Below are 19,281 nucleotides of genomic sequence, written 5' to 3' on the forward strand. Positions count from 1 at the left end.
CCTCCTTAGCCCAGCAGCGGGAAGCGGGACAGCAGGGTCATGAGAGATGCCAGGAACTGAAAGAGAGCGGTTCCAACAGAAAAGATTTCCATGTGATTTTCCTCCTGAAATAAATGATGAATGATTTGTTTTCTCCTTTTCCAATACGCCGCGGGCCAATTCAAAAAAGCCCGGTTCTGTGGGCGGCAGTTCCCGCTTGTGGCGCTGGGAAAAGAGATGGATTACAGGATTACTGCTGGCTTATGGGGCCGGCTTTCTCAGCCGAACAGGCCGCTCAGCAGGGGAACCAGGGTGGTGCCGATCAGGGCGACACCGCCGCCGGCCATCAGCTGATTGATTCCTGACTAGTTGGAACCCATCATACTGACGACCGGCGGCGGTGTCATTTTACTCGTTATCATGTTGTTTTTTGCAAGTTTTACATTTTCAGGAGTCCACCCGGGAAAAACGGGTTCATACCCAAAGAAATGAAACATACCATAAATGTCACGCAAACCCTGGTTTTAAGACCTTTCACGGAACCAGAACATCCCGAAAATCACACGGCAATCGCCTCGGTTGCCTCCGGCAGCGGCTTCAAGTTAAAGTGAATTTCAACCGAAATATGCCGCGTTCCCTCCTCGTCAATCCGCTCATGAACGATGATCTCCTTGACAAGGCGGTTCAGGGTGATGGCATCCAGCTCGGTAAGGTTGGCACAAGCCTTGATGGCCTCCGTCCACTGACGGGCATCGCCGGCTTCCTGCATCTCACCGGCCAGTTCCCGGCGCTGCCGGGCAGCCTGCTGTTTCAGCTCGGCCTGTTCCTTCTGGGTCTTGGCCATCATCTGGTTGAAGTTGTCCTCGCTGATCCGGCCCATCGTCAAATCCTCATACAGCCGCGACACCATTTTGTCCAGTACGCTGAGCCGTTCCTCAGCCTTGCTGAGGGAACGTTCCAATGACTTCTGCTGGGCCTTTTGCTCGGCCTTGCAGCTGTTGGAAAGTTTGCTTTTCACGGCCTCCTCATCCTGCAGGGCGGCCTGGGCACAAGCCCTGATTTGCTCCAGCACCAACTGATATAAGGTATCATACTCGATCCGGTGCTGGGTGCAGTGGTTCTTGCCGTAGGCGTTATAGGTCTTGCAGGCGTAGATTTTCTGGGGATACTTGGCATTGGTGGCCCGGATGGTCAGGGCCTTGCCGCATTCCCCGCATTTCAGAAGCCCCCCGAACAGGCTGATCTCGCCATTCTGTCCCTGACGCTGCCGGGATTTCAGTTTTTCCTGGACGATTTCAAAACTCATCCGGTCGATCAGGGCCTCATGCTGGTTCTCCACCACGATCCAATCCTGGGGCTGCTTGTCCCCGATGGTGCCAATCTTGAATTTGTACACCTTCTTCTGGGAAGCAATGGCTCCGGTATAAACGGGATTCATCAGCAGGTCCTTGATGACCGAGAAGTCCCAGACGTACTTGCCATTGATCGGGTCCTTCTTTTCCCATTTGGTCCGGGTATTTCGCAGCTTCCGTTCCCGGTTCCACCAGGTCGGACAGGGCACTCTGCCTTCTTCCAACCGGCGCTGGATGAAATTTGGGCCGTGGCCCGCCAGCGCCCACTGGAAAATCTGCCGGACAATGGGAGCCGTTTCTTCATCCACCACCAGGTGGTTCTTGTCGTTCGGGTCCTTCCGGTACCCAAACGGCGCAAGGCAGCCGGTAAACTGCCCCTGGTGCGCCTTGAGCACGTAAGAGGAATGGACCTTCTTGGAGATATCCCGGCTGTACATCTCATTCAAGATGTTCTTGAACGGGGCAATGTCATTGTTCTCCCGCATGGTGTCAATTCCGTCGTTCATGGCGATATACCGCACATTGTGGCGGGGGAAGAAATCCTCAATCAGGTGCCCGGTCTGGAGGTAGTTCCGTCCCAGACGGCTCAGGTCCTTGGTAATGACCAGATTGATTTGTTTGCGCTCGATGGCTTTCAGCATTCGCTGCAGGTCGGGGCGCTCCATGTTCAGCCCCGTATAGCCATCATCCTGATAGATTGCTGCAACCTCCCATCCCTGCTGCTTGCAGTAACTCTCCAGCATATCCCGCTGGTTTGCAATGCTGGCACTCTCTCCCTGCAGGTCATCATCCTTGGAAAGCCGGCAGTAAATGGCTGCCCGGTACGTTCCTGCAAAAGCTGCGCCCATTGCATCATACATCATTGTGTTCATCATAACCGTTACCCGCACAATCCAGACGGAATTCGGTTATCTGGAACCTTATCTACAGTATATCGAAAATCTTCCTCCTTCACAAGATAAATCTTTCTCCCCTGCTGATACTTGCTTGCAATCAGGTCTACAAAAACATCCGTCGCATCCTGCTTGCCGTCAAAGACCGACGTAACAGAAATTTTGGTCTTGTTCTTGGTCACAGGCCCCACCTCCTCACACATCCAGGTTGTTCTCACGTTTGGGTCCTTTGGGATGGGCATACTCTGCCAGGACCTCCGGCGGTATCCGCTCCAGAATCGCGAGGGCCTCCTGATACTCTCGCTGGAGCTTGGCATCTTTCAGCTGCTTCAGAACGCTCTCGTGAGTTGCCTCATCCAGGGACTCCGAGAGCGTTTTATTTTTCTTCTTGAGCTTTTCATTCTCGGCCTTGGTACTGGTGAAGGCCGTACTGTACTTTTTCAGCTGGGTCCGCATCTTCTCCACAGCCGGGATATAGCTGTCCAGCAATTCGGAAATCTCAGCGGCCCGCTTCTTGCCGTTGAGCGGGCCAATGCCGGTGAGCAACCGATCCAGCTTCTGGCGCTGCTTGGTCAGGTGGGTCATCTCTTTGAAAATGCGGGGCGGGATATGGTCGCGGCCCGTCTGGCTGGCGCTCTCGCCGCGCTCCAGGTCGGGGTATTTGACGACCATGTGCTCCCAGAACTTGTCCTGCCACCAGCTCAGTTTCTTTTTGTTGCCTACAATCTCCTTGGCACTGAGCCGGCCATCCGGCGTCAAGGGGACAAAAGAAAGGTGCATATGGGGCGTCTTCTCGTCCATATGCACCACGGCGGAGATGATTGTTTCTTTGTCTTGATACTGCTCCAGGAAGTGGAGCGCTTCTTCAAAATACCGCCGGATTTCGGGCAGCTTCTTGCCCTGAAAGAATTCCAGTGTGGCAGTGAACAGGACTTCCACCAGCCGGACACTGTCCTTCCGGGTGCGGCAGCCGGCGGCGCTGATCTGTCGCTCGACCTCGGCCCGGTACCGCTGGGGCGGTTCAATCAGGTGGAAGTTGTGCTTGCTGCGGGAAAGGTCAATATCGGGGTTGCTGGCGTACTTTTCTTTTCTGCGCTCGTTATGGGCCTCGATGTTGGTGATCTCCGGCCCCTTGTATTTGGCAAAGCGCATGATGGCGTATTGTGGTTGGCTCAATGGCGGCCCTCCTTTTTGGCAATTCAATCGTATTGATGACGGGCATAGTACAAACTCCTTTCATTCGTGTGGATGGATAGGCTTTGATGATCGAGGTGGTGCTCACTTTGAGCATCACCCCACCATGGCAACTTGGTCGAACCTGTGTGCTTGTGAAATGAGCGCTTTAGGAGCGCAAAGAATTGCGTATATAGTGCGTTTTTGGGTTTTCGCTATGTACGTATGTACCGCTTCTGTACGCACGTACATAGCGAAAAGGGCAAATTCTCCTATGTATGGTCCTATCCAGGCTATAAGTCCCTTCACTAATAGGAGTAAATCAGGGTGCAAATCGGAACCATTCAGGAACTCCTGCAAAATTTTTTTGGACTATGCCGCTGCGGCGGGGCTTTATATACCTTTGTTCCGCAGACAGCAAAAGGCTGACAGCCTGTGCTTTTAGGCACAAACTGTCAGCCTTTCTTTGTCGCTTATGCTGCCCCGCAGGGGCACCTTGTTGTCAGGAGAGCAGAGCGGAACTGCCCCACGCAGCTACCGTCTGCTGCACAAAGGTATAACACACTAGACTTTCTATGAAAGTCGTGTGCCACGAAACCCTGGCGCGGTTTCTTTGGATTCTTCCGGCATGATGGGATATTCCGTGTGATTCCGATTTGCAGTCCCCGCCCGGGAATCATCATGCATTCAGGATTGCCTGTGCCGTGGGATCATTGGCATCCAGCACAACCACTCTGCGGTTTTTCACTGCCTCCGACTCCACAAAGTTCCCCTTGCTGTCCCGGTCCTGCCCCCGGGGGAAGGGGTCTGCCGCATAGCCCAGACCCACCGTCAGCAGCTGATCTGCCGGCACACCATAGGCGCTGACCAACAGATTCTTGACCGCCTCCGCCCGCTGGCTGGAGAGCTGGACGCAGGATTCCTGTTCGCCATCGGTGGCGGTGGTTCCCGCCAGCAGGACGGGGTGGTCGGGATGGGCCAGGATCACCTCAGCCACCGGCGCCAGGGCCGCTTTGGCGGCCTCCTCATCCACAAAGACCGCCTTGTTGGACACAAACATAATCTGGGTTTCGTCCAGGGAGAAGGGTTCTTCAAAGATCAGATCTTCCAACTGCTCGGGTTCGCGCTGAATTTCGGAAACAGAGGCTCCCTGGGTATTCCCCGCCGAGATGGAGAAGGTCAGTTCCCCGCCGCCAATACTCTGGACAAGTGCCACATAGTAGGTGGTTTTGGGAGCCAGCTGGATCTGGGAAAGGGTCATCGAACCGTCACCTTTGGTTTTCTCTTCCCAAAGCTGTTCCCCCAGGCTGTTGTAAATTCGGAAAACAATGGACTGTCCATACTGGCCGCCCGGAGCCATCTGCACCTCGTATTGAGTCTGCTCCCCTGTGGTGAAGCAATACCACAGCCGGTAATTGGACCGCTCCACCACCGTTTTTACTTTCTGCTCCAGCGGGAAGTGAACCGCCTGGATCTGTGCATCGCCGCCAGCCTGTTCCAGGATTGCGGCGGTGTCTGTGGGCTTCTTCTCCTGGGCAGCGGCTGTTGTCCCCTTCAGGCCAGCTGCCTTGCCGTCACTCATGGGTGAGATACAGAACGTCAGTTCTCCGCCGCCAATACTTTGGACAAGTGCCACATAATAGGTGGTTTTGGGAGTCAGTTGAAGCTGGGAAACAGTCACCGACCCGTCGCCTTTGGTTTTCTCTTCCCAAAGCTCTTCCCCCCGGCTGTTGTAAATCTGGAAAACAATGGACTGTCCATACTGGCCGCCCGGAGCCAGCAGCACCTCGTATGCGTCCTGATCTCCCGTGGTAAAATAATACCACTGTTGGACGTTGGATTTTTCCACCAACGTTTTTGTCATCTGCTCCAAAGAGAGGGAAACCGCCCCGCCCTGCGCGGAACCGCCTGCAAGGGTCTTGATATCCGACGAGCTGCTCCGGGCCGCCGACGAGGCGCCGCTGGAAGCATTTTCTTGCTCCAATCGAGAAGATGCAGTCTTTTCCTCCTCTGACGCAGCACTGGAAGCCGATTCACTTTCAGGTTCGCTTTCGGGCTGGCTTTCGGCCTCCGAAACAGCCGAAGAAGCCGGGGCGGCCGGCTTGCTGCCGGCAGCCGATTGGGCTGGCTCACCTTTGCCGCAGGCAGCCAGCGGCAAAACGAGGGCGGCTGCCAGACACCATGCAAGAATCTTTCTCACTTTAAATTCCTCCTTTTTACCCGGTTTGGAGTTTTTTCTATACTAACACAAATACTACTGCCGAACAACCACGGCTGTCCGGGCAGACTTCACAAAAAAGTTCATCGTTTTGCACAGAAGTGTTTTGATTCCATCGGCCAAACGACTAGGCGGCCTCAAGCCGGCAGTTGTTGATCCAGAGATACTCGCCTTTTTCCAGCGTGATGGGGGTTGCTTCCTTTACATAGGTGCCGTTATGGGTCTTGTCATACCGGCTGGAGTAGAAAACCGTATATTCTCCATAGACGCCCGAACGTTCCAGGCTGCTGGGAGAAAGGATGTACTCCCCTTCCGGGATATCATAGCCTACCATCAGCACTGCATCGCCGTCTTCCGGGACGCTGATGACCAGCTCTGCCGGCCATTCGCCCATGGGGACCGCAATGGCCGATTCCAGCCGCAAAAACTCCCCGGTACAGGCAGTGACCACGGTGTTATGGGTGAACACCTCGCTCATGAGGATGCTGTCGTCCTCCATCTCCTCATCGGTTGCCAGCCGCATGGTGCCCATCATTCCCAGGGCCAGGACCATATACTCCCCTTCCGGCATATCCTGCCCGACCCGATAAAAGCCTTCTTGATAGCAGGTGGCGTCGATGTCATATTTTTCCTTGCCATTGATGGGCGCAGCCGGTTCCATGGGTTTTTCTTCCGCAGCGCTGGCCGCCTCGCTCTGGGAAGCCGGTTCTGCTTCCGCCTTTTCTTGGGAGCCGCAGCCGGTCATCAGGGAAACCGTCAGCAGCAGGCAGAGCACCAGAGATAAAGTTTGTTTCATGGTTTTTCTCCTTCCGTTTCAGCGCAGGATATGAACGTCCCGGGTGGACGGCTGGCCCACCGGCATGGAGGCATCGCTGGGCCAATAGGTCTGTTCCGGGTCGATGCTGAAGGTCAAATGCTGGCCGTCGAAGGATTCCAGCCCTTCAGCAAGAGAAACATCAATCAGACGGACTTCCCCGCTTCGTGCCCGGGAGGCAGGGGACGGATCTCCCGTCTCCAGCTCCATCACTTGCGGCGTATCCAGCACAATGAGCCGGAAGGTCTGGGTGGTGTCGGTCCAGGGTGCGTTGGGGTCCGGGCAGCCCTGGAGGTTGACCACCTCCTGATAGCTGTAGCTGTCCACCGTCCCTGTAAAAACAATCCGGTTCCCATCCTCCGGAAGTGACGGCGCCGCAGCGCCGGGCTGCGAAGCGGCTGACTGGGAGGAACTGGTTTCTGTTTCGTTTTCTCCGCCGGAAGTTCCGTCAAAATCGGGCCAGCGGTCCAGCGGGGCGGTGTCGCTTCCATCGTGCCACTGGATTTCCACAAAGGAGAATTCCTCGGGGATCGTATGGACAAAACTCCCACCCCAGGCAGTAATAGTGACCAGGTGCTCCCCTTCCAGGGTAATCCGGTCAATGACGGTGGCCCCGGTGCCGCCGCTGACCGAGATGGTGCGCAGCCCCCGTCCATCTGCCATCTGACCCAAGCCGCCCCGATAACCGCCGATTTCTGCCACCCCTTCGGTCAGACTCTCGGGCGGTTCCAGGACCGTTCCGCTTTCCGGGTCATACTGGAAGACCCGGATGAACCACAGATATTCTTCGGTTTCCTGGGAGAGCAGCAAGGTGGGCACCGGGTCTTCCGGCTCCAGCTGCACCAGGGCGTATTGATAGCGCCCGGTGGGGGTTACGGAATCCTGGGTATAGGTGTAGCTGTCCGCCTGAGAAAGAATCTCTTTGTATGCTTCCAGTGCCTGATCCACCGGGTCTTTGGCTGCCTCGGAAGCCAAAGGGTCTGAATCTGCCGCAGCGGCCTGAACGATGGAAGATGTCCCAACCGTCGAAGCAGGCTGCGACGCTTCCCCCGGGGCCAAATGGATGAACCCATACGCCCCCAGGCCAACGCCAGCGGCAGCAGCCAGCGCGATGACCCCCAGTTTGGCCGCTCCCAAACTGCCGAAGGCTCTGGCCCCCAAACCGGCTTTGGCTGCTGCACCGCTCCCGGCTGTTTTGGCCCCGGTGGTACCGGCTGCTGCGGTATGGGCCGCCGCGGCATCTGCCCCGGCAGTGGTTTCCGCCAGGATCTGTCGAAGCAGATTCCTGTCGGGAAGGACGTTTCCCTCCTCCTGGCAGCGCAGCAGCCAGAGCAGGAAGGGAATCGGAGCGAGACCATAGAGCTTGGTTCCCTTCTTCTCCAGCGCCAGGACCTTTGTCTCGATCTTTCTCCGGCCGTAAAAAAGCCGGCTTTTGACGGCGCTCTCTGAGAGATCCAGCGCCAGGGCAATCTGTTTGACAGACAGCTCCTCATAATAAAACATCTCGATGACAACTCTTTGGTCTTCCGGCAGGCCGTCCAGAATTTCCCGGATCAGACGGGCGGTTTCCTCCCGGTCCAAAACCTTCTCCGGCCAGCTTCCATCATTGGCGTCCATGATCTGTTCTTCCGCCGGGCTTTCCCATTCGGTTTCCTTTTCGCCCCTCAGATCCGCAAAGAAAGCCGGATGTTTCTTTTTCAGCCAGTCTTTCGCTGTATTTCGGGCGATCTGCTGTATCCAGGGTAGAAATTTTTCCGTGCCTTCAAACTGGTTCAGATGCTTGAATGCTTTGATGTAGCTGTCCTGCAGCAGATCCAAAGTCTCCTGCTCATCCTTGACCATAACCTGAATCGTGCAATAGACTCTGCTGTAGGTCATTTCGTACAGCCGTTCCATGGCTTGTTGATCGCCGCGCTTTGCCTTTAAAACCAGATCCGGGATATTTTGATCGGATTGACCCATTTTTCCTGTTGCCTCCTTTTGCGGATTGAAAATCTCGCTGTCAGTTCAGACGATTCCATTCAGTTCGTTCCTCTTATCTATAGAACGACCAGACGCGCAGACAGGTTGTAAGAATTCTAAAAATTATTATTTTGCACAATACGGTCGCCTTTTTATGCAATTATAACAAATTTCAATCTGTAACGCAATCCAATTCATTGAAATCGCACTTTATAAAAGAGCAATTGTCTTATTCGATGAATGGCTCATTGATTCGTCTGCTTTGGCTTCCTTTCAAGCAAAATTTTATTTGTAATCGTCATTTTTGGCATATCTGTCCCGTCTGGATTGTGCTTTTCCTTTCTCATTTTTGTTACAACTACTTGGCCATCAAGTGCTTCATGCCCTGGCTCTTTGCGCCGGGGTTGTCCGAGCCGTAACCTTCCAGCAGGTTGACGCCGCCCCACACGCCGAGACCAGCGCCCAGGGCAACAACGAGGGTCTGCAGAACCTCAATGGCCGAATTGAAAAAATCCATAGTCGTTTCCTCCTAAATTAAAAAGAACTTGCGGCCGGTCGGTACACACCTGAAATCATCATTCTTTTGGCTGCTAACCGCAGCAGGGTTGATTTGCCGGTGCACCTGGGGCCTGGATAATAAAAAATCCTCCCGAGATTGGGAGGATCAAATAATATGTATTGCCCTTTAAAGGAAATAGATTTTTCAATCTATTTTCATTTGATCGGAAGATAAGTTTTCAAGTATTCTTCCAGTTTCTGATAATAACGCCGAAGCTCTCGATCGTCATTTTGCAGCCCATGGCCGGAATGGGGCAAAACAATGTAGTCGTGGGGAACGCCGCAGGCCGACAGCGCTTCATCCAAGCGAATCGACGCCTCAAACGACTGAACACGATCCAGGCTGCCATAGGCCATCAGGGAGGGTACAGTGTTTTCATCCACCCACAACAAGGCGGAAATCTCTTTCACGGCCTGGTCGTATGCGGGTGTCCCAAACAGCTGGGGGAAAATTTCTTTTCCGGCCATAACACCGAACAAAACGGCTGCCGCCTGGTTGCTCTCCTGCGTATTCTGGTCAAACCCATAGCATCTCCAGTCCTCCGGGTAAAAGCTAGAGGGGCCTACTGCGCCAAACACCATTCTTACTGGCACAGGGGAAGCATCGGCATCCCGATACCCATAGAGCATGGCCAGACAGTGGCCTGCTGAGCCGCCTCCAATCGCCATCCCATCAATAGAGTATCCCCGGGCTTTTGCCTCAGCGACTACAAAAGGAATGCCTTCCCGTATTTCAACAGACTGGGAATAAACGCTGGCATCCGGATGTGCTTCATCCCGGAGGGTATAATTAATCCCGGCTGCTACATACCCCTTGGAACACAGCCAGCGGAGCATTTCTTCATCCTCTTTTTTGTCTCCTGAGGTAAAGCCGCCGGCATGAAGATAGACCACCAATCCATAGCTTTCTTTCGTGTTGTCTGCCGGGAGATAGAGATCGAATTTGTTGGAGGGAGCTTTTCCATAGGCAATATCCCGGTGAACGGTGCCGATCTCGCGATCCTTGGGTACCGTATATTCTTTTGCCCAGGCGGGCTTGACGGTCTTGCTGGCTATACCTGCACCAAAGGCAATCGCAAAGGCTGCCGCATAAAGGAGCACAGACATCTTTTTTCCTCTCTTTCTTACAGTTCTTCCAGCATTCTTCATAAGAAATTCCCTCCGAACATGGTCCCGCCCAGCAGGAGATTGAGAAACGCCCGGACGGCAAGTCGTCCTAAAACAAAGCCGGCCAGGAGGATCACTGCCAAAAGGACGATCTGTTTCGTTTGCAAAGACATTGTTTTCTCCTTTACTTCAAATCAATTTGGATATCTTGATAGAGCGGATTTCTTTGGATCTCTGCGTCTTTGCCCGCAAAGGCTCTGGCCGCCTCTTCGTCATCTTGAAGCTGCCACATAAACCACGCCATGATATAGCCATCCTCAGCGGTGGCGGTTCTGCCGTGATCGGTATTTGTCCGCCGCATCATCACCTTATCGCCAGGAATCTGGTCGTAAATTTCCTTCAGGCCTTCCCCTGTCACCACCCAGTCATCTCCCCCGCCGGCACCTGACACCAGCAGGATGGGAGCTGTGATCTGGTCGGCATGGTAAGGCCACTCCAATGCCTCCGCAAGCTGTTGATTGGTCGGAGAGAGGGCCACAGCAGCCTTGTAGATGCTCTTATGTTCCGTATTGGTAATGGCGTTGAGCACACCAACACCGCCCTGAGAATGGCCGATGATCCCTACATGGTCAAAATCAATTTTTTGATAGAAAACATTTTCCTTGTCGTTTAGCCTCTGATAGTTGTTCAGCCTTTCCAAATGGCGAATGCACATCTCTGCACCGAACCCATTCCAGGAATAGGTTTCCTCTGTTGCGATGACAATGAAACCGTAAGAGGCATAGAACTTGTGCTGTGCCTTGGAGAGGGACCCCTTCCACCCAGTCCCATTGCATACCACAATCACAGGGTATTTTTTATTTTCCGTTTCCAGTTCAGCGGGATAGCTGATCTCGTATTTTTCAAACACCTGGAACGCCGGATCTTCATAATAAGACGCAGCATAGGGACCATCTTTCAAATAAGAGGCTTCCAGGGCGCCTCCCGTTTGGATCTCATCCCGATAGTTTTCCTTTAATGAAGCATCCCTATGGGTGAGCCAAAAGAGAAATACTCCTATCAGAATCACCATGACCAGGAGTGCGACTCCCATTACTTTCAACACTTTTTTCATATTCCTTCCTTGTTGACTTCTTTCCAATGATCGGGTATAGTATTCACAGATGCAGACACATTTGTATCGGCGTTACTATTGTGTCAGCAAAACCGGTTTCTGTCAACAGGAGGAAGAAAAATGAGACAAACAGAGCGGAATGTATCACCGATGAGCAACGAAGGCCGCAACCTCTATGTGGTTCAGCACATTACCGCGGCCATTTTGGATTTGATGCAGGAGCAGGATTTGTCCGATCTCACCATCAGCCAGATTTGTGAACAGGCAGGTGTAGGACGAGCCTCCTTTTACCGCAACTTTTCCAGCAAAGAGGATGTCCTTCGCCAGGAAGCAAACCGGCTGACCGCGGCATGGAAAGCGGAATACGAAGCGCAAGACCACGCTGCCTTCAACGAGGTCCTGATCAGCCTTCTGGACTTCTATAAGCTGCACACGCCATTTTTTCTTTCCCTGTACAAAGCCGGCCTTTCCCAGATCGTTTTGGATACCATCCTCGCCCAGTCGGACATCACGCCGGAACTGCCCAATCCTGTAGCATATCTGAAATCTTCGGTGGCCTATATGCTCTACGGATGGGTGGTGGAATGGTTCAAACGCGGAATGCAGGAGAGCGGGACCGAACTGGCCCAAATGATTGCAGCATCTCAAGCAGAAAAAATCCATGATGCAACCGAGAATCCACCTCTGGTATGAAATAAGTTTTATGTATGCCCCCTTAACCGGGGGCTTTTCATTCTTCGTCCGCTTCCACTACATCGTAGGTGTCCGAAGGTTTGAGTTTCAGGCGGTGATCGAGGAACTTCTCGATGTCAAACGTGTTCTTCTTATCGTAGTCCCCGGTCAGCTTATAGTTTGGGTGCTGGGTCAGATCGTACTTGTCGGAGAGAAAAGGCCGGACACCGCGCAGCTGCAGGATGCACTTACCGCCGTCCATGACGGCCAGTTCATCCCGGCTCATGAGTTCATGGCCGGTTTTTTGGTACGATGTGCCATAGCTGGGGCTGTTGCCGCGGGTGTCCGATGTGTTGTAGAGGTCGATCGTCTCTTTCCCTAGTGCTGCAGCTAGTTCTTTGAGGGTTGTGTTTTCGGAGCCGCCCAGAAACACCTGGCTATCCATATTGCCGATAATGGTATCGGCATTGTCCTTGTACAGTGCTTTGAGCTGAGACTGTGCCTGCAGCACCAGGCAGGCCGAGATTTCCCGGCTGCGGATGGTAGCCACCAGCTTCTCTAGGTTGGGAATCTGGCCGATGTTGGCGCACTCGTCGATCAGACAGCGCACATGAATGGGCAGCCGCCCCCCATACACGTCATCGGCCTTTTCGCAGAGCAGGTTGAACAGCTGAGTGTACACCATAGAGATCAAGAAATTGAAGGTTGAATCCGTGTCCGACATGATGAGGAACAGTGCCGTTTTGCGGTCACCCAAGGTGTCCAGTTCCAGCTCGTCATAGGCGGTAATCTCCCGCAGTTCCGCGATATCAAATGGTGCCAGCCGGGCACCGCAGGAAATGAGGATCGACTTTGCGGTCTTGCCGGCGGCCAGCTTATACAGACGATACTGGCGTACTGCGAAATGGTTCGGCTGCTGCTCTCCCAGCTTCTCAAACATCTGGTCCACCGGGTTCTGATACTCCTCGTCATCCTCCCGGACTTCCATGACGTTCAAAAATTCCAGCAGCGTCGCAAAGTTCTGTTCTTCTTCTGGTGCCTCATAGTGGATATAGGCAATTAACGACGTAAGCAAGAGTTTTTCCGCTTTGTCCCAAAACGGATCGCCCCCTTTGCCTTCGCCTCGGGTATTGGTCATGAGGGTTGTCACCAGCTTCAAGATGTCCTTTTCCGAGTGGATATACGCAAATGGATTATAATGCATCGACTTCTTGAAGTTGATACAATTAAAAATCTTGATGCGGTAGCCTTTCTTCACAAACGCATTGCCGACCTCAAGAATCGTAGTTCCCTTCGGGTCGGTGAGAACATACGAAGAATGCAGCTGTAGCAGATTAGGGAGAATGAAGTACCGTGTTTTGCCGCTTCCGGAGCCGCCCACAATCAGCACGTTCTTGTTCCGGGCATTCTTGGGATCAGGGGGCCGGCTGGAAAGCATCAGCCGTTCCGTTTTGGTCAGGATGATGTTCTCCTCGAACTTGGGGTCCATAAAAGGCTCAATGTCCTTGGCATTGCCCCATGAAGCGTTTTGTCAAGTGTTATTTGGAGTTATTGACGCACAATCAAGGCGAAAGCGCGAAAGTGCAAAGCGCAAAGGGTCTGCACTTTGCGTTTTCAGCTTGCGGGTTCGGGCGGCTGCTTCTTCTTGATGAAGTTGTACCATTGACCGCCGACGCGCCTTGCGCCCAAAACACCGCCCATGTTGCGCTTGGCGTTCTGTACCGTCCTCTCGGATATTCCGGCTTCGGCTGCGGCCTTTACAAGGTCCTCGCTGGCAAGCTCTTTCCCGTCTGCAAGCAGGTCAAGTATCAGCCGTTCCGCCTGTTCGGTCTTGGTGGCGGTGTTGCCGCCCGCGCCGGACAGCAGCTCGTCGGCGGTAATGTCATACTCGCCTATCCACGAAAAGCCCGTTTCCGGGTCAAGGCAAAAGGCTATGGGCTTACCCTCCGGCGCAAGAGAAGATTTGTCATGGACGATAACGCGCACATTCGGTTCCCGTTTCACGCGCCCGATCAGCAGGACGCTCCTTGCTGCGGCGCGGAAGTCGATGGAGCCTAAACCCCGGTAGGCGCTCTGTCCTCCGGCGGCTTTGTTGAGGTGTCCGATTAGGATAACGGCGCACCCGGTACGCTCGGCAATCTCGGCAAGGCGGCGGAACATGGGGCGTATCTCGTTGGCCTTGTTCATGTCGGTTTTCTCGCCCACATACGCCTGTATGGGGTCAAGGATAATCAGCCGCGCCCCGGTCTGTCGGATAGCTCTCTCTATGCGCTCATCGGACAGGGAAAGCCCCTGCTTGCTCTCGTCAATGACAAGAATGCGGTCAAGGTCTGCTTCGGCTTCCATAAGGCGGGGCTTGATGGTGTCGCCCAAACCGTCCTCGGCAGTCTGGTAAATCACATTGAACGGCTCATGCACTGCCATGTGGGGGAACGGCTTGCGGTTGGTACAAGCGGCGGCAAGGCGTAGGGCAAAGGTGGTCTTGCCCTCGCCGGGGTTGCCCTGCACAATGGTTACTTTCCCAAAGGGGATATACGGCTCCCATAACCATTCGACGGTCTGCGTGTCCACCTCGCTCATGCGGATAATCTCAACGGTTTCTTCCTGCGGCGGCTCTTTCAAGCCGTAGACCGCTTCTCGCAAATACTTCCCGTCTGTGATTTCTGCCCGGTGCTGCAATACCTCGTTCCAATCCTTGAAAAGAGGGATAAGCCGGTGGACGGTGTAGCCCTCCGGCATGAGCTTCACAAGGCGGCTGCAAGCGTCGTTTCCGGCTTCGTCGCTGTCAAGGCAGAGATAAACGGTCTTGATGTTCGGACGGTCAGAGAGAAAGCGGAGCAGGGCTTTTTCTCCCACGCCGCCCAATGACAGGTAGCTTTGCTTCTGCCAATCCTTTTTGAACAGGCAGAGGAAAGAAAGCAGGTCAACGGGGGCTTCAAAGACAAACACTCTTTCGCCCTCGCCCCGGTAGCAGAAGTTAAAGGCTTTGTCGCTGCCTTTCACATCAAGGCGGAAGTTTCCCGCCGTTCCCTTGCTGTGGGCGTAGCGCGGTATTCCGTCCTCGTCCCGCCCCACAAATACGGCGTTGTGGTGGGCTGCGTCCTCGTAAATATCGCCGCTGGCAAAGAAAAAGCCCGTCACATCTTCATCAATGCGGCGGGCGGCTGTGAGGTAGTTCCTCGCTGTTCGGTTGTCGGGGCTGCGGGGCGGTAGCCGGAAGTCGGAGAGGGGCGCGGAGCTTGGTCTATCCGGCGGCGGTGCGGCTCCCTTTTCTCCTGTGAGAAGTTCAACGGCTTCGGTAAAACTCTTGCCAAAAAACTCCATGACAAAATCAATGGGGCCGCCGCCCTTGCTCTGGCTGTGGCGATACCACTTGTTGCCCCGGACGGTCAAGCTGTCGTGCCGTTTCCATCGGTATTCCTGTCCGGCGCGTTCCAGCGGTTCCCCCTGCGATTGCAGGAACAAAACAAGGTCGGCTTGGTTCGCCCGGTCTATCTGTTCTTGGGTGTAGTACAAAAAACTCACTCCTTTCATCGGTCTATGTCGTGCCGCTTTGTGCGGGTCTGTGTCTGCTCCGGCTGGTCGGCGCGGAGTGCAATATCCACGCATTTGCGGATTTTTTGAAGTTCGGAAACATCGGCGCGGGTATCTTTCAGTTTGGCATAATCGCTGTCCCTCTGTGTTTTGAGGTCGGCATATTCCTGTTCCCATTCCGCAATAGGCAAGGTCTTTGTTCCTTTCGGCAGATTTGCATGGAGATAGCGGCTTGCTGCGTTCCATAGGGTCAACTCGGCGCGGTGGGCTTCCTCGTACTTGTCGCGCTTGTTTGTCCAGCCGTTTTGCAGCTTTTTCAGCTCATCGTGAACGGGCTTGTACTCGGTGTAGTTCTTCCCGTATTCAATCAGCTTTTGCAGCTTCTTCATGCGTTCCTCGGCGGTTTTCATTCCTGCCCGGATAGTGTCGGCCTGTTCGCTGACAGAGGAAAGGGCTGCGTCCAGCTCATCAAGGGTAGAGATACCATGCTCGGTCAGATAGTTGACCGCTGCCGCTATGGTTTTCAGTTCATCGGCTGTGTGCTGTTGTTGCCAACGCTGCGAATACTTCCGGCTCTTTTCTCTCTGAACGCTCAAATACTTCATCAGCAGATTTGCAAGGCCGGGGGATTGTTGCGGCTGTTCCGGGGCGGTTTCCCACGCTTTGAACAGGTCGGCAATCCATTCTTTGAGCTTTCCAATCTGCGCTCGGATTTCCCGTATAAGGCGGTTTGCCTTTTGGATATTCCGGTTCAGTTCGCCTTTCTCGGTGGCAATACCTTTCTTCTCCATCTGGCAAGCCGCCACGCCCATGTGGACGGTGGGTATCTCGCCAATGCCGCGCTCGGCGTTGCTGCGGTGGTCGATACGCTCCGGGCTTCCGGCTCGTTCAAGGTAGGCGTTTGAAATATCCGCCCATGCCTTACGCCACAAGAGGGCGTTGCCCTTGTCGTTCCAGCCGGTCAGGTCAACTTTGTGCGTCTTGTATCTGCCGCTTGGCAAGCGGATACGCTCGCCGTTTTCATCAAGGTCATATTCCTTTTGGGACTTTGCCGCCCATGCGCCGCGCTCGTCAAGGGGGCGCATGGTAAGCATGATGTGACAATGGGGATTGCCCTTGCCGGTGTCGTGAATGGCATAATCAACGCACATTCCTCTGGAAACAAATTGAGAGGAACAGTATTCCCGGACAAGTCGGATTTGTTCCTCTCTGGATAACTCTATGGGGAGCGCCGCGTCAATCTCTCTGGCAAGCTGGGCGTTCCCGGCTTTCTCGTAAAGCTCCACGCTGTTCCACAAGGTTGAACGGTCAGAGAAAGAGGGCGGGGCGTGGGGTGGCAGCATAATTTCCGTATGGACAACACCGCCTTTGCGGGTGTAGTCGTGTGTCATTCCGTCCCACTCATTTGTCAGCTTTTCGCCGCTTCGGTAGGCGGCTGCGGCAACGGCTGATTTGCCCTTGCCCCGGCTGACAATGCTGATATTACAATGATAGATGGCTATGGGTATCACCTCCCGGATAAAATGAAAACCCGCAAAAATGGTACAGACGCCAAAGGCGGGTATACTGTTTTTGTGGGTGTGCAGGGATAGCCGCGTAAGCGGCGCAAGGGGTGCAGCCCCTTGTTGCGGCAAAGCCGCCAATGTCGGTCAGAGAGGGAAGCAAGCGGCTTTCTCTCTGTGCCGACAAGCCCTCGGCAGAGCGCACGCACCCGTAAGGGTGTATAAGTGCGCCCTTTGTACCAAAGGGATTATTCGCTTTTCCCGCCCTCGGTGCGTTTTTTCAGATAGCCCCGCGCTTCCTCGCTCGTCAGGGCAAGCCGGAGAAAGGCGGCGGCTTCTTCGTCGGTCATGGTCTTTGCTTCTGGCACAATGCTCTCAAAGACCGCACCCCGGACGATCAGCCGATGGCTGCGCGTCCTGCGTTCCTCTTGGGATAACTTTTGCCGCAACACCTTTTCCCGATTTTCAAGCTGCCGGATTTTCTTCTTCCCGTCCTCAATCTCGGCTTGCAATTCCTCGCGTTTTTTTCTCTCGGTTTCGTCATGGGTGGTCACTCCTTTCTACCTGTCGGCATAGAAAAAGGACAGTCGATTTCCTCGGCTGTCCTTTTGATTAGGGTGTTTGGTTTACTCCGTTCTGCTCAATAAATGGGAATATTAAATATCAATACGCCCTTTAATACATTCCTATTAAAACATCAGCTTCGATTGTCAAATGTGTGAGAGTACGCCAATCAACGCAATCTTTTTCAACGCAAAAGAGAAGCGGCGTCATTTCAATAAACGACATTCTTTGTTCTGATGACAACTGTACGGTGGCTGAAACCGTTTCTCTTGAAATGGTTTTAAGATATTTCTCAAAATATTCAACGACAGACTCATTTGAATAATCTGGATTTTTCAAGTGTGCTTGCACTTTAGTCCTGATTTCCCTCAAATGATTTTTCGTAGGAATTACTTTCACAACATATCCGTTAGGAGATAGCAATCGCTGAAATTCTTTGTAGTGTGCAGGCGAAAATATGTCTAAAATACAATCCATACTTCCGTCTTTCAAAGGGATTTTTGATAAGTCAGTAACAAACCACTTCACTGCTTTGCGCTTGTCTTTTTTTGATGCAATCTGTATTGCCTCCCTTGACAAGTCAAAGGCAAAGATGTTTCGTTCTGTTCTTTGCTGTATCTGCCTTGCATAGAAACCCTCGCCGCAACCAACATCTAAAATGTTTCTTATAGATGGCGTATCAGAAATAAACTGTATGATTTTCTCCAACACAACATCATACATGCCATACTCCAAAATTTGGTGCCGGTTGTCAAAAGACCGCTTGCTGTAGTTGGTTTTGGGCGATGATTTTAACAACAAATTTACATACCCATATCTTGAAATATCAAAGCAATGTCCATGTCTACAAATTAGGCTATTGCCTTGTATATCCATTGATTTTGTGCAAATTGGGCATTGAAAATAAACCTTGCTGTCTGCAAAGCGTGATAAATTATTATTCATTTGTTTTTCCTCCGTAATTACATCTCTGCTTCAATAAGCGAGTTATGCAATACGGATAACCGCAACATAACTCGCGGTTTTATCTTAATCTCATAAATGTAACCATTGTGTTGTCCTCCAATCAATTCCGCAGTATTACTCTGCTTTTAGAAAAAGTATAGCACAAAACTATGAACATTTCAACTCTATTTCAGCCTGTCGGCGACGTTGCTCTCTCTGGCATACCGCCCGCCGTTCCTCGCTGTATGGGGCGGTCAGACGGAAAGAGAAGCGGCCTTTCTCAATGTCAAACTCCATGCAGCCCGTTTCCGGGTCTGCGTCAGTCTGCTGGCAGATCGCCGGATAACGGCGGCTGTATGCAAGCAGACGCTTTTTCAAGGCGGTGTTGTGGGTGCGGATATGGATAAGGGGGTCTTTCTCGTCAAACCAAATATCGGTGGTCTTTTCCTGCTTGGTAAGCCCTGTTCTCATGCAAACTCCTTTCTGTGCCCCTGTTACGCAATAGGGGCATTTTTCGGGTGTTTTCTCCGGCTCTTGACTTGGAGAAAACGGCGTTTTTGACGATAAAAACCGCCCGGACGTGGAATGTATCGTCGGGGCGGCTGTTATCGCAAGATTTCCGATTTTTCCGGCTCTTGACCGTCAGACGCAGATAAACACGAACTGTCGGCAAGTATCGTCTTGAGCAGCTTGTCGCGGAATGTTTCTGTGCTGCTGTGATTGAAAAATAACTCCGCAACAATAGTCTGCCCGTTTCTCTGCGTCGTGATAATACTGTCGGGGTTCCGGGGCGCGGTGGGCGTCCCGTTCTGTTCTGTCATAGGCGGCTCCTTTCTCCGGGCGCAAAAGAGGGACTTCCCGTAGCCGGAAAATCCCTCTTGGTTGTCGGTTATT

General features: G+C 53.2%; 16 protein-coding genes and 3 pseudogenes. 1 reads left to right on the plus strand and 18 read right to left on the minus strand.

Going from position 1 to position 19,281, the window contains the following annotated elements; translation table 11 throughout:
• Nucleotides 1-257 precede the first annotated feature (257 nt).
• The 11 genes and pseudogenes from B5E66_RS04600 to B5E66_RS04645 form a co-directional block, all read right to left on the minus strand.
• Nucleotides 258-341, minus strand: a pseudogene (locus B5E66_RS04600) (Maff2 family mobile element protein); the annotation flags it as partial.
• Between the two features lie 197 nt (nucleotides 342-538).
• Complete coding sequence (locus tag B5E66_RS04605; protein ID WP_242958088.1) at nucleotides 539-2,206, minus strand: recombinase family protein; 1,668 nt, start codon at nucleotides 2,204-2,206, stop codon at nucleotides 539-541.
• 5 nt (nucleotides 2,207-2,211) lie between these two features.
• Nucleotides 2,212-2,406: a hypothetical protein gene (locus B5E66_RS04610; protein WP_087229291.1), complete on the minus strand. Its 195-nt coding sequence runs from the start codon at nucleotides 2,404-2,406 to the stop codon at nucleotides 2,212-2,214.
• A 13-nt stretch (nucleotides 2,407-2,419) separates the two neighbouring features.
• The gene (gene mobV / locus B5E66_RS04615) at nucleotides 2,420-3,376 is read right to left on the minus strand and encodes a MobV family relaxase (protein WP_342394995.1); all 957 of its coding nucleotides are present in this window, start codon (nucleotides 3,374-3,376) and stop codon (nucleotides 2,420-2,422) included.
• Nucleotides 3,377-4,076: 700 nt separating this feature from the next.
• Nucleotides 4,077-5,597: an OmpA family protein gene (locus tag B5E66_RS04620; protein WP_158098329.1), complete on the minus strand. Its 1,521-nt coding sequence runs from the start codon at nucleotides 5,595-5,597 to the stop codon at nucleotides 4,077-4,079.
• 145 nt (nucleotides 5,598-5,742) lie between these two features.
• Nucleotides 5,743-6,411: a hypothetical protein gene (locus tag B5E66_RS04625; RefSeq protein ID WP_087229300.1), complete on the minus strand. Its 669-nt coding sequence runs from the start codon at nucleotides 6,409-6,411 to the stop codon at nucleotides 5,743-5,745.
• An 18-nt stretch (nucleotides 6,412-6,429) separates the two neighbouring features.
• Nucleotides 6,430-8,391, minus strand: a complete 1,962-nt coding sequence (locus tag B5E66_RS04630) for an RNA polymerase sigma factor (RefSeq protein WP_087229303.1) — start codon at nucleotides 8,389-8,391, stop codon at nucleotides 6,430-6,432.
• A gap of 364 nt (nucleotides 8,392-8,755) precedes the next feature.
• Nucleotides 8,756-8,908: pseudogene (locus tag B5E66_RS04635) on the minus strand (Maff2 family mobile element protein); the annotation flags it as partial.
• Nucleotides 8,909-9,105: 197 nt separating this feature from the next.
• A complete protein-coding gene (locus tag B5E66_RS04640; RefSeq protein WP_242958089.1) occupies nucleotides 9,106-10,098 on the minus strand; it encodes an alpha/beta hydrolase in 993 nt (330 codons plus the stop codon).
• A complete protein-coding gene (locus tag B5E66_RS13510; protein WP_255396627.1) occupies nucleotides 10,095-10,229 on the minus strand; it encodes a hypothetical protein in 135 nt (44 codons plus the stop codon). Before B5E66_RS13510 ends, B5E66_RS04640 begins: the two co-directional genes overlap by 4 nt.
• 11 nt (nucleotides 10,230-10,240) lie before the next feature.
• Nucleotides 10,241-11,170, minus strand: a complete 930-nt coding sequence (locus tag B5E66_RS04645; protein ID WP_087229313.1) for a poly(ethylene terephthalate) hydrolase family protein — start codon at nucleotides 11,168-11,170, stop codon at nucleotides 10,241-10,243.
• A 120-nt stretch (nucleotides 11,171-11,290) separates the two neighbouring features.
• Between B5E66_RS04645 and B5E66_RS04650 the strand changes: the two genes are divergently transcribed.
• Complete coding sequence (locus B5E66_RS04650) at nucleotides 11,291-11,863, plus strand: TetR/AcrR family transcriptional regulator (RefSeq protein WP_087229316.1); 573 nt, start codon at nucleotides 11,291-11,293, stop codon at nucleotides 11,861-11,863.
• Nucleotides 11,864-11,900: 37 nt separating this feature from the next.
• Here the strand turns inward: B5E66_RS04650 and B5E66_RS04655 are convergent.
• The 7 genes and pseudogenes from B5E66_RS04655 to B5E66_RS04685 form a co-directional block, all read right to left on the minus strand.
• Nucleotides 11,901-13,370 (minus strand): annotated as a pseudogene (locus B5E66_RS04655) (VirD4-like conjugal transfer protein, CD1115 family); the annotation flags it as partial.
• Nucleotides 13,371-13,456: 86 nt separating this feature from the next.
• Entirely contained in the window at nucleotides 13,457-15,358 is a 1,902-nt protein-coding gene (locus B5E66_RS04660; RefSeq protein WP_002584966.1) for an AAA family ATPase, read from the minus strand.
• A 14-nt stretch (nucleotides 15,359-15,372) separates the two neighbouring features.
• Nucleotides 15,373-16,887 (minus strand): MobQ family relaxase, encoded by a 1,515-nt coding sequence (gene mobQ / locus B5E66_RS04665; protein WP_131743550.1) that lies wholly within the window; start codon nucleotides 16,885-16,887, stop codon nucleotides 15,373-15,375.
• A 239-nt stretch (nucleotides 16,888-17,126) separates the two neighbouring features.
• Nucleotides 17,127-17,432 (minus strand): DUF3847 domain-containing protein, encoded by a 306-nt coding sequence (locus B5E66_RS04670; protein ID WP_002584968.1) that lies wholly within the window; start codon nucleotides 17,430-17,432, stop codon nucleotides 17,127-17,129.
• Between the two features lie 121 nt (nucleotides 17,433-17,553).
• Nucleotides 17,554-18,387, minus strand: coding sequence for a methyltransferase domain-containing protein (locus B5E66_RS04675; protein ID WP_002584969.1), 834 nt, complete (start codon nucleotides 18,385-18,387; stop codon nucleotides 17,554-17,556).
• A 168-nt stretch (nucleotides 18,388-18,555) separates the two neighbouring features.
• Nucleotides 18,556-18,858: a hypothetical protein gene (locus B5E66_RS04680; protein WP_002584970.1), complete on the minus strand. Its 303-nt coding sequence runs from the start codon at nucleotides 18,856-18,858 to the stop codon at nucleotides 18,556-18,558.
• Nucleotides 18,859-18,992: 134 nt separating this feature from the next.
• Complete coding sequence (locus B5E66_RS04685; protein ID WP_002584971.1) at nucleotides 18,993-19,208, minus strand: transposon-encoded TnpW family protein; 216 nt, start codon at nucleotides 19,206-19,208, stop codon at nucleotides 18,993-18,995.
• Nucleotides 19,209-19,281 lie beyond the last annotated feature (73 nt).

The organism is Faecalibacterium sp. An121, from assembly GCF_002160915.1.
GTDB classification, from domain to species: Bacteria; Bacillota; Clostridia; order Oscillospirales; family Ruminococcaceae; genus Faecalibacterium; species Faecalibacterium avium.

Coding starts and splice junctions, on each gene's coding strand:
- B5E66_RS04605 (WP_242958088.1), bottom strand. CDS start 2,206: ATGATGAACACAATGATGTATGATGCAATGGGCGCAGCTTTTGCAGGA.
- mobV (WP_342394995.1), bottom strand. CDS start 3,376: ATGCGCTTTGCCAAATACAAGGGGCCGGAGATCACCAACATCGAGGCC.
- B5E66_RS04625 (WP_087229300.1), bottom strand. CDS start 6,411: ATGAAACAAACTTTATCTCTGGTGCTCTGCCTGCTGCTGACGGTTTCC.
- B5E66_RS04630 (WP_087229303.1), bottom strand. CDS start 8,391: ATGGGTCAATCCGATCAAAATATCCCGGATCTGGTTTTAAAGGCAAAG.
- B5E66_RS04640 (WP_242958089.1), bottom strand. CDS start 10,098: ATGAAGAATGCTGGAAGAACTGTAAGAAAGAGAGGAAAAAAGATGTCT.
- B5E66_RS13510 (WP_255396627.1), bottom strand. CDS start 10,229: ATGTCTTTGCAAACGAAACAGATCGTCCTTTTGGCAGTGATCCTCCTG.
- B5E66_RS04645 (WP_087229313.1), bottom strand. CDS start 11,170: ATGAAAAAAGTGTTGAAAGTAATGGGAGTCGCACTCCTGGTCATGGTG.
- B5E66_RS04650 (WP_087229316.1), top strand. CDS start 11,291: ATGAGACAAACAGAGCGGAATGTATCACCGATGAGCAACGAAGGCCGC.
- B5E66_RS04675 (WP_002584969.1), bottom strand. CDS start 18,387: ATGAATAATAATTTATCACGCTTTGCAGACAGCAAGGTTTATTTTCAA.
- B5E66_RS04680 (WP_002584970.1), bottom strand. CDS start 18,858: ATGAGAACAGGGCTTACCAAGCAGGAAAAGACCACCGATATTTGGTTT.
- B5E66_RS04685 (WP_002584971.1), bottom strand. CDS start 19,208: ATGACAGAACAGAACGGGACGCCCACCGCGCCCCGGAACCCCGACAGT.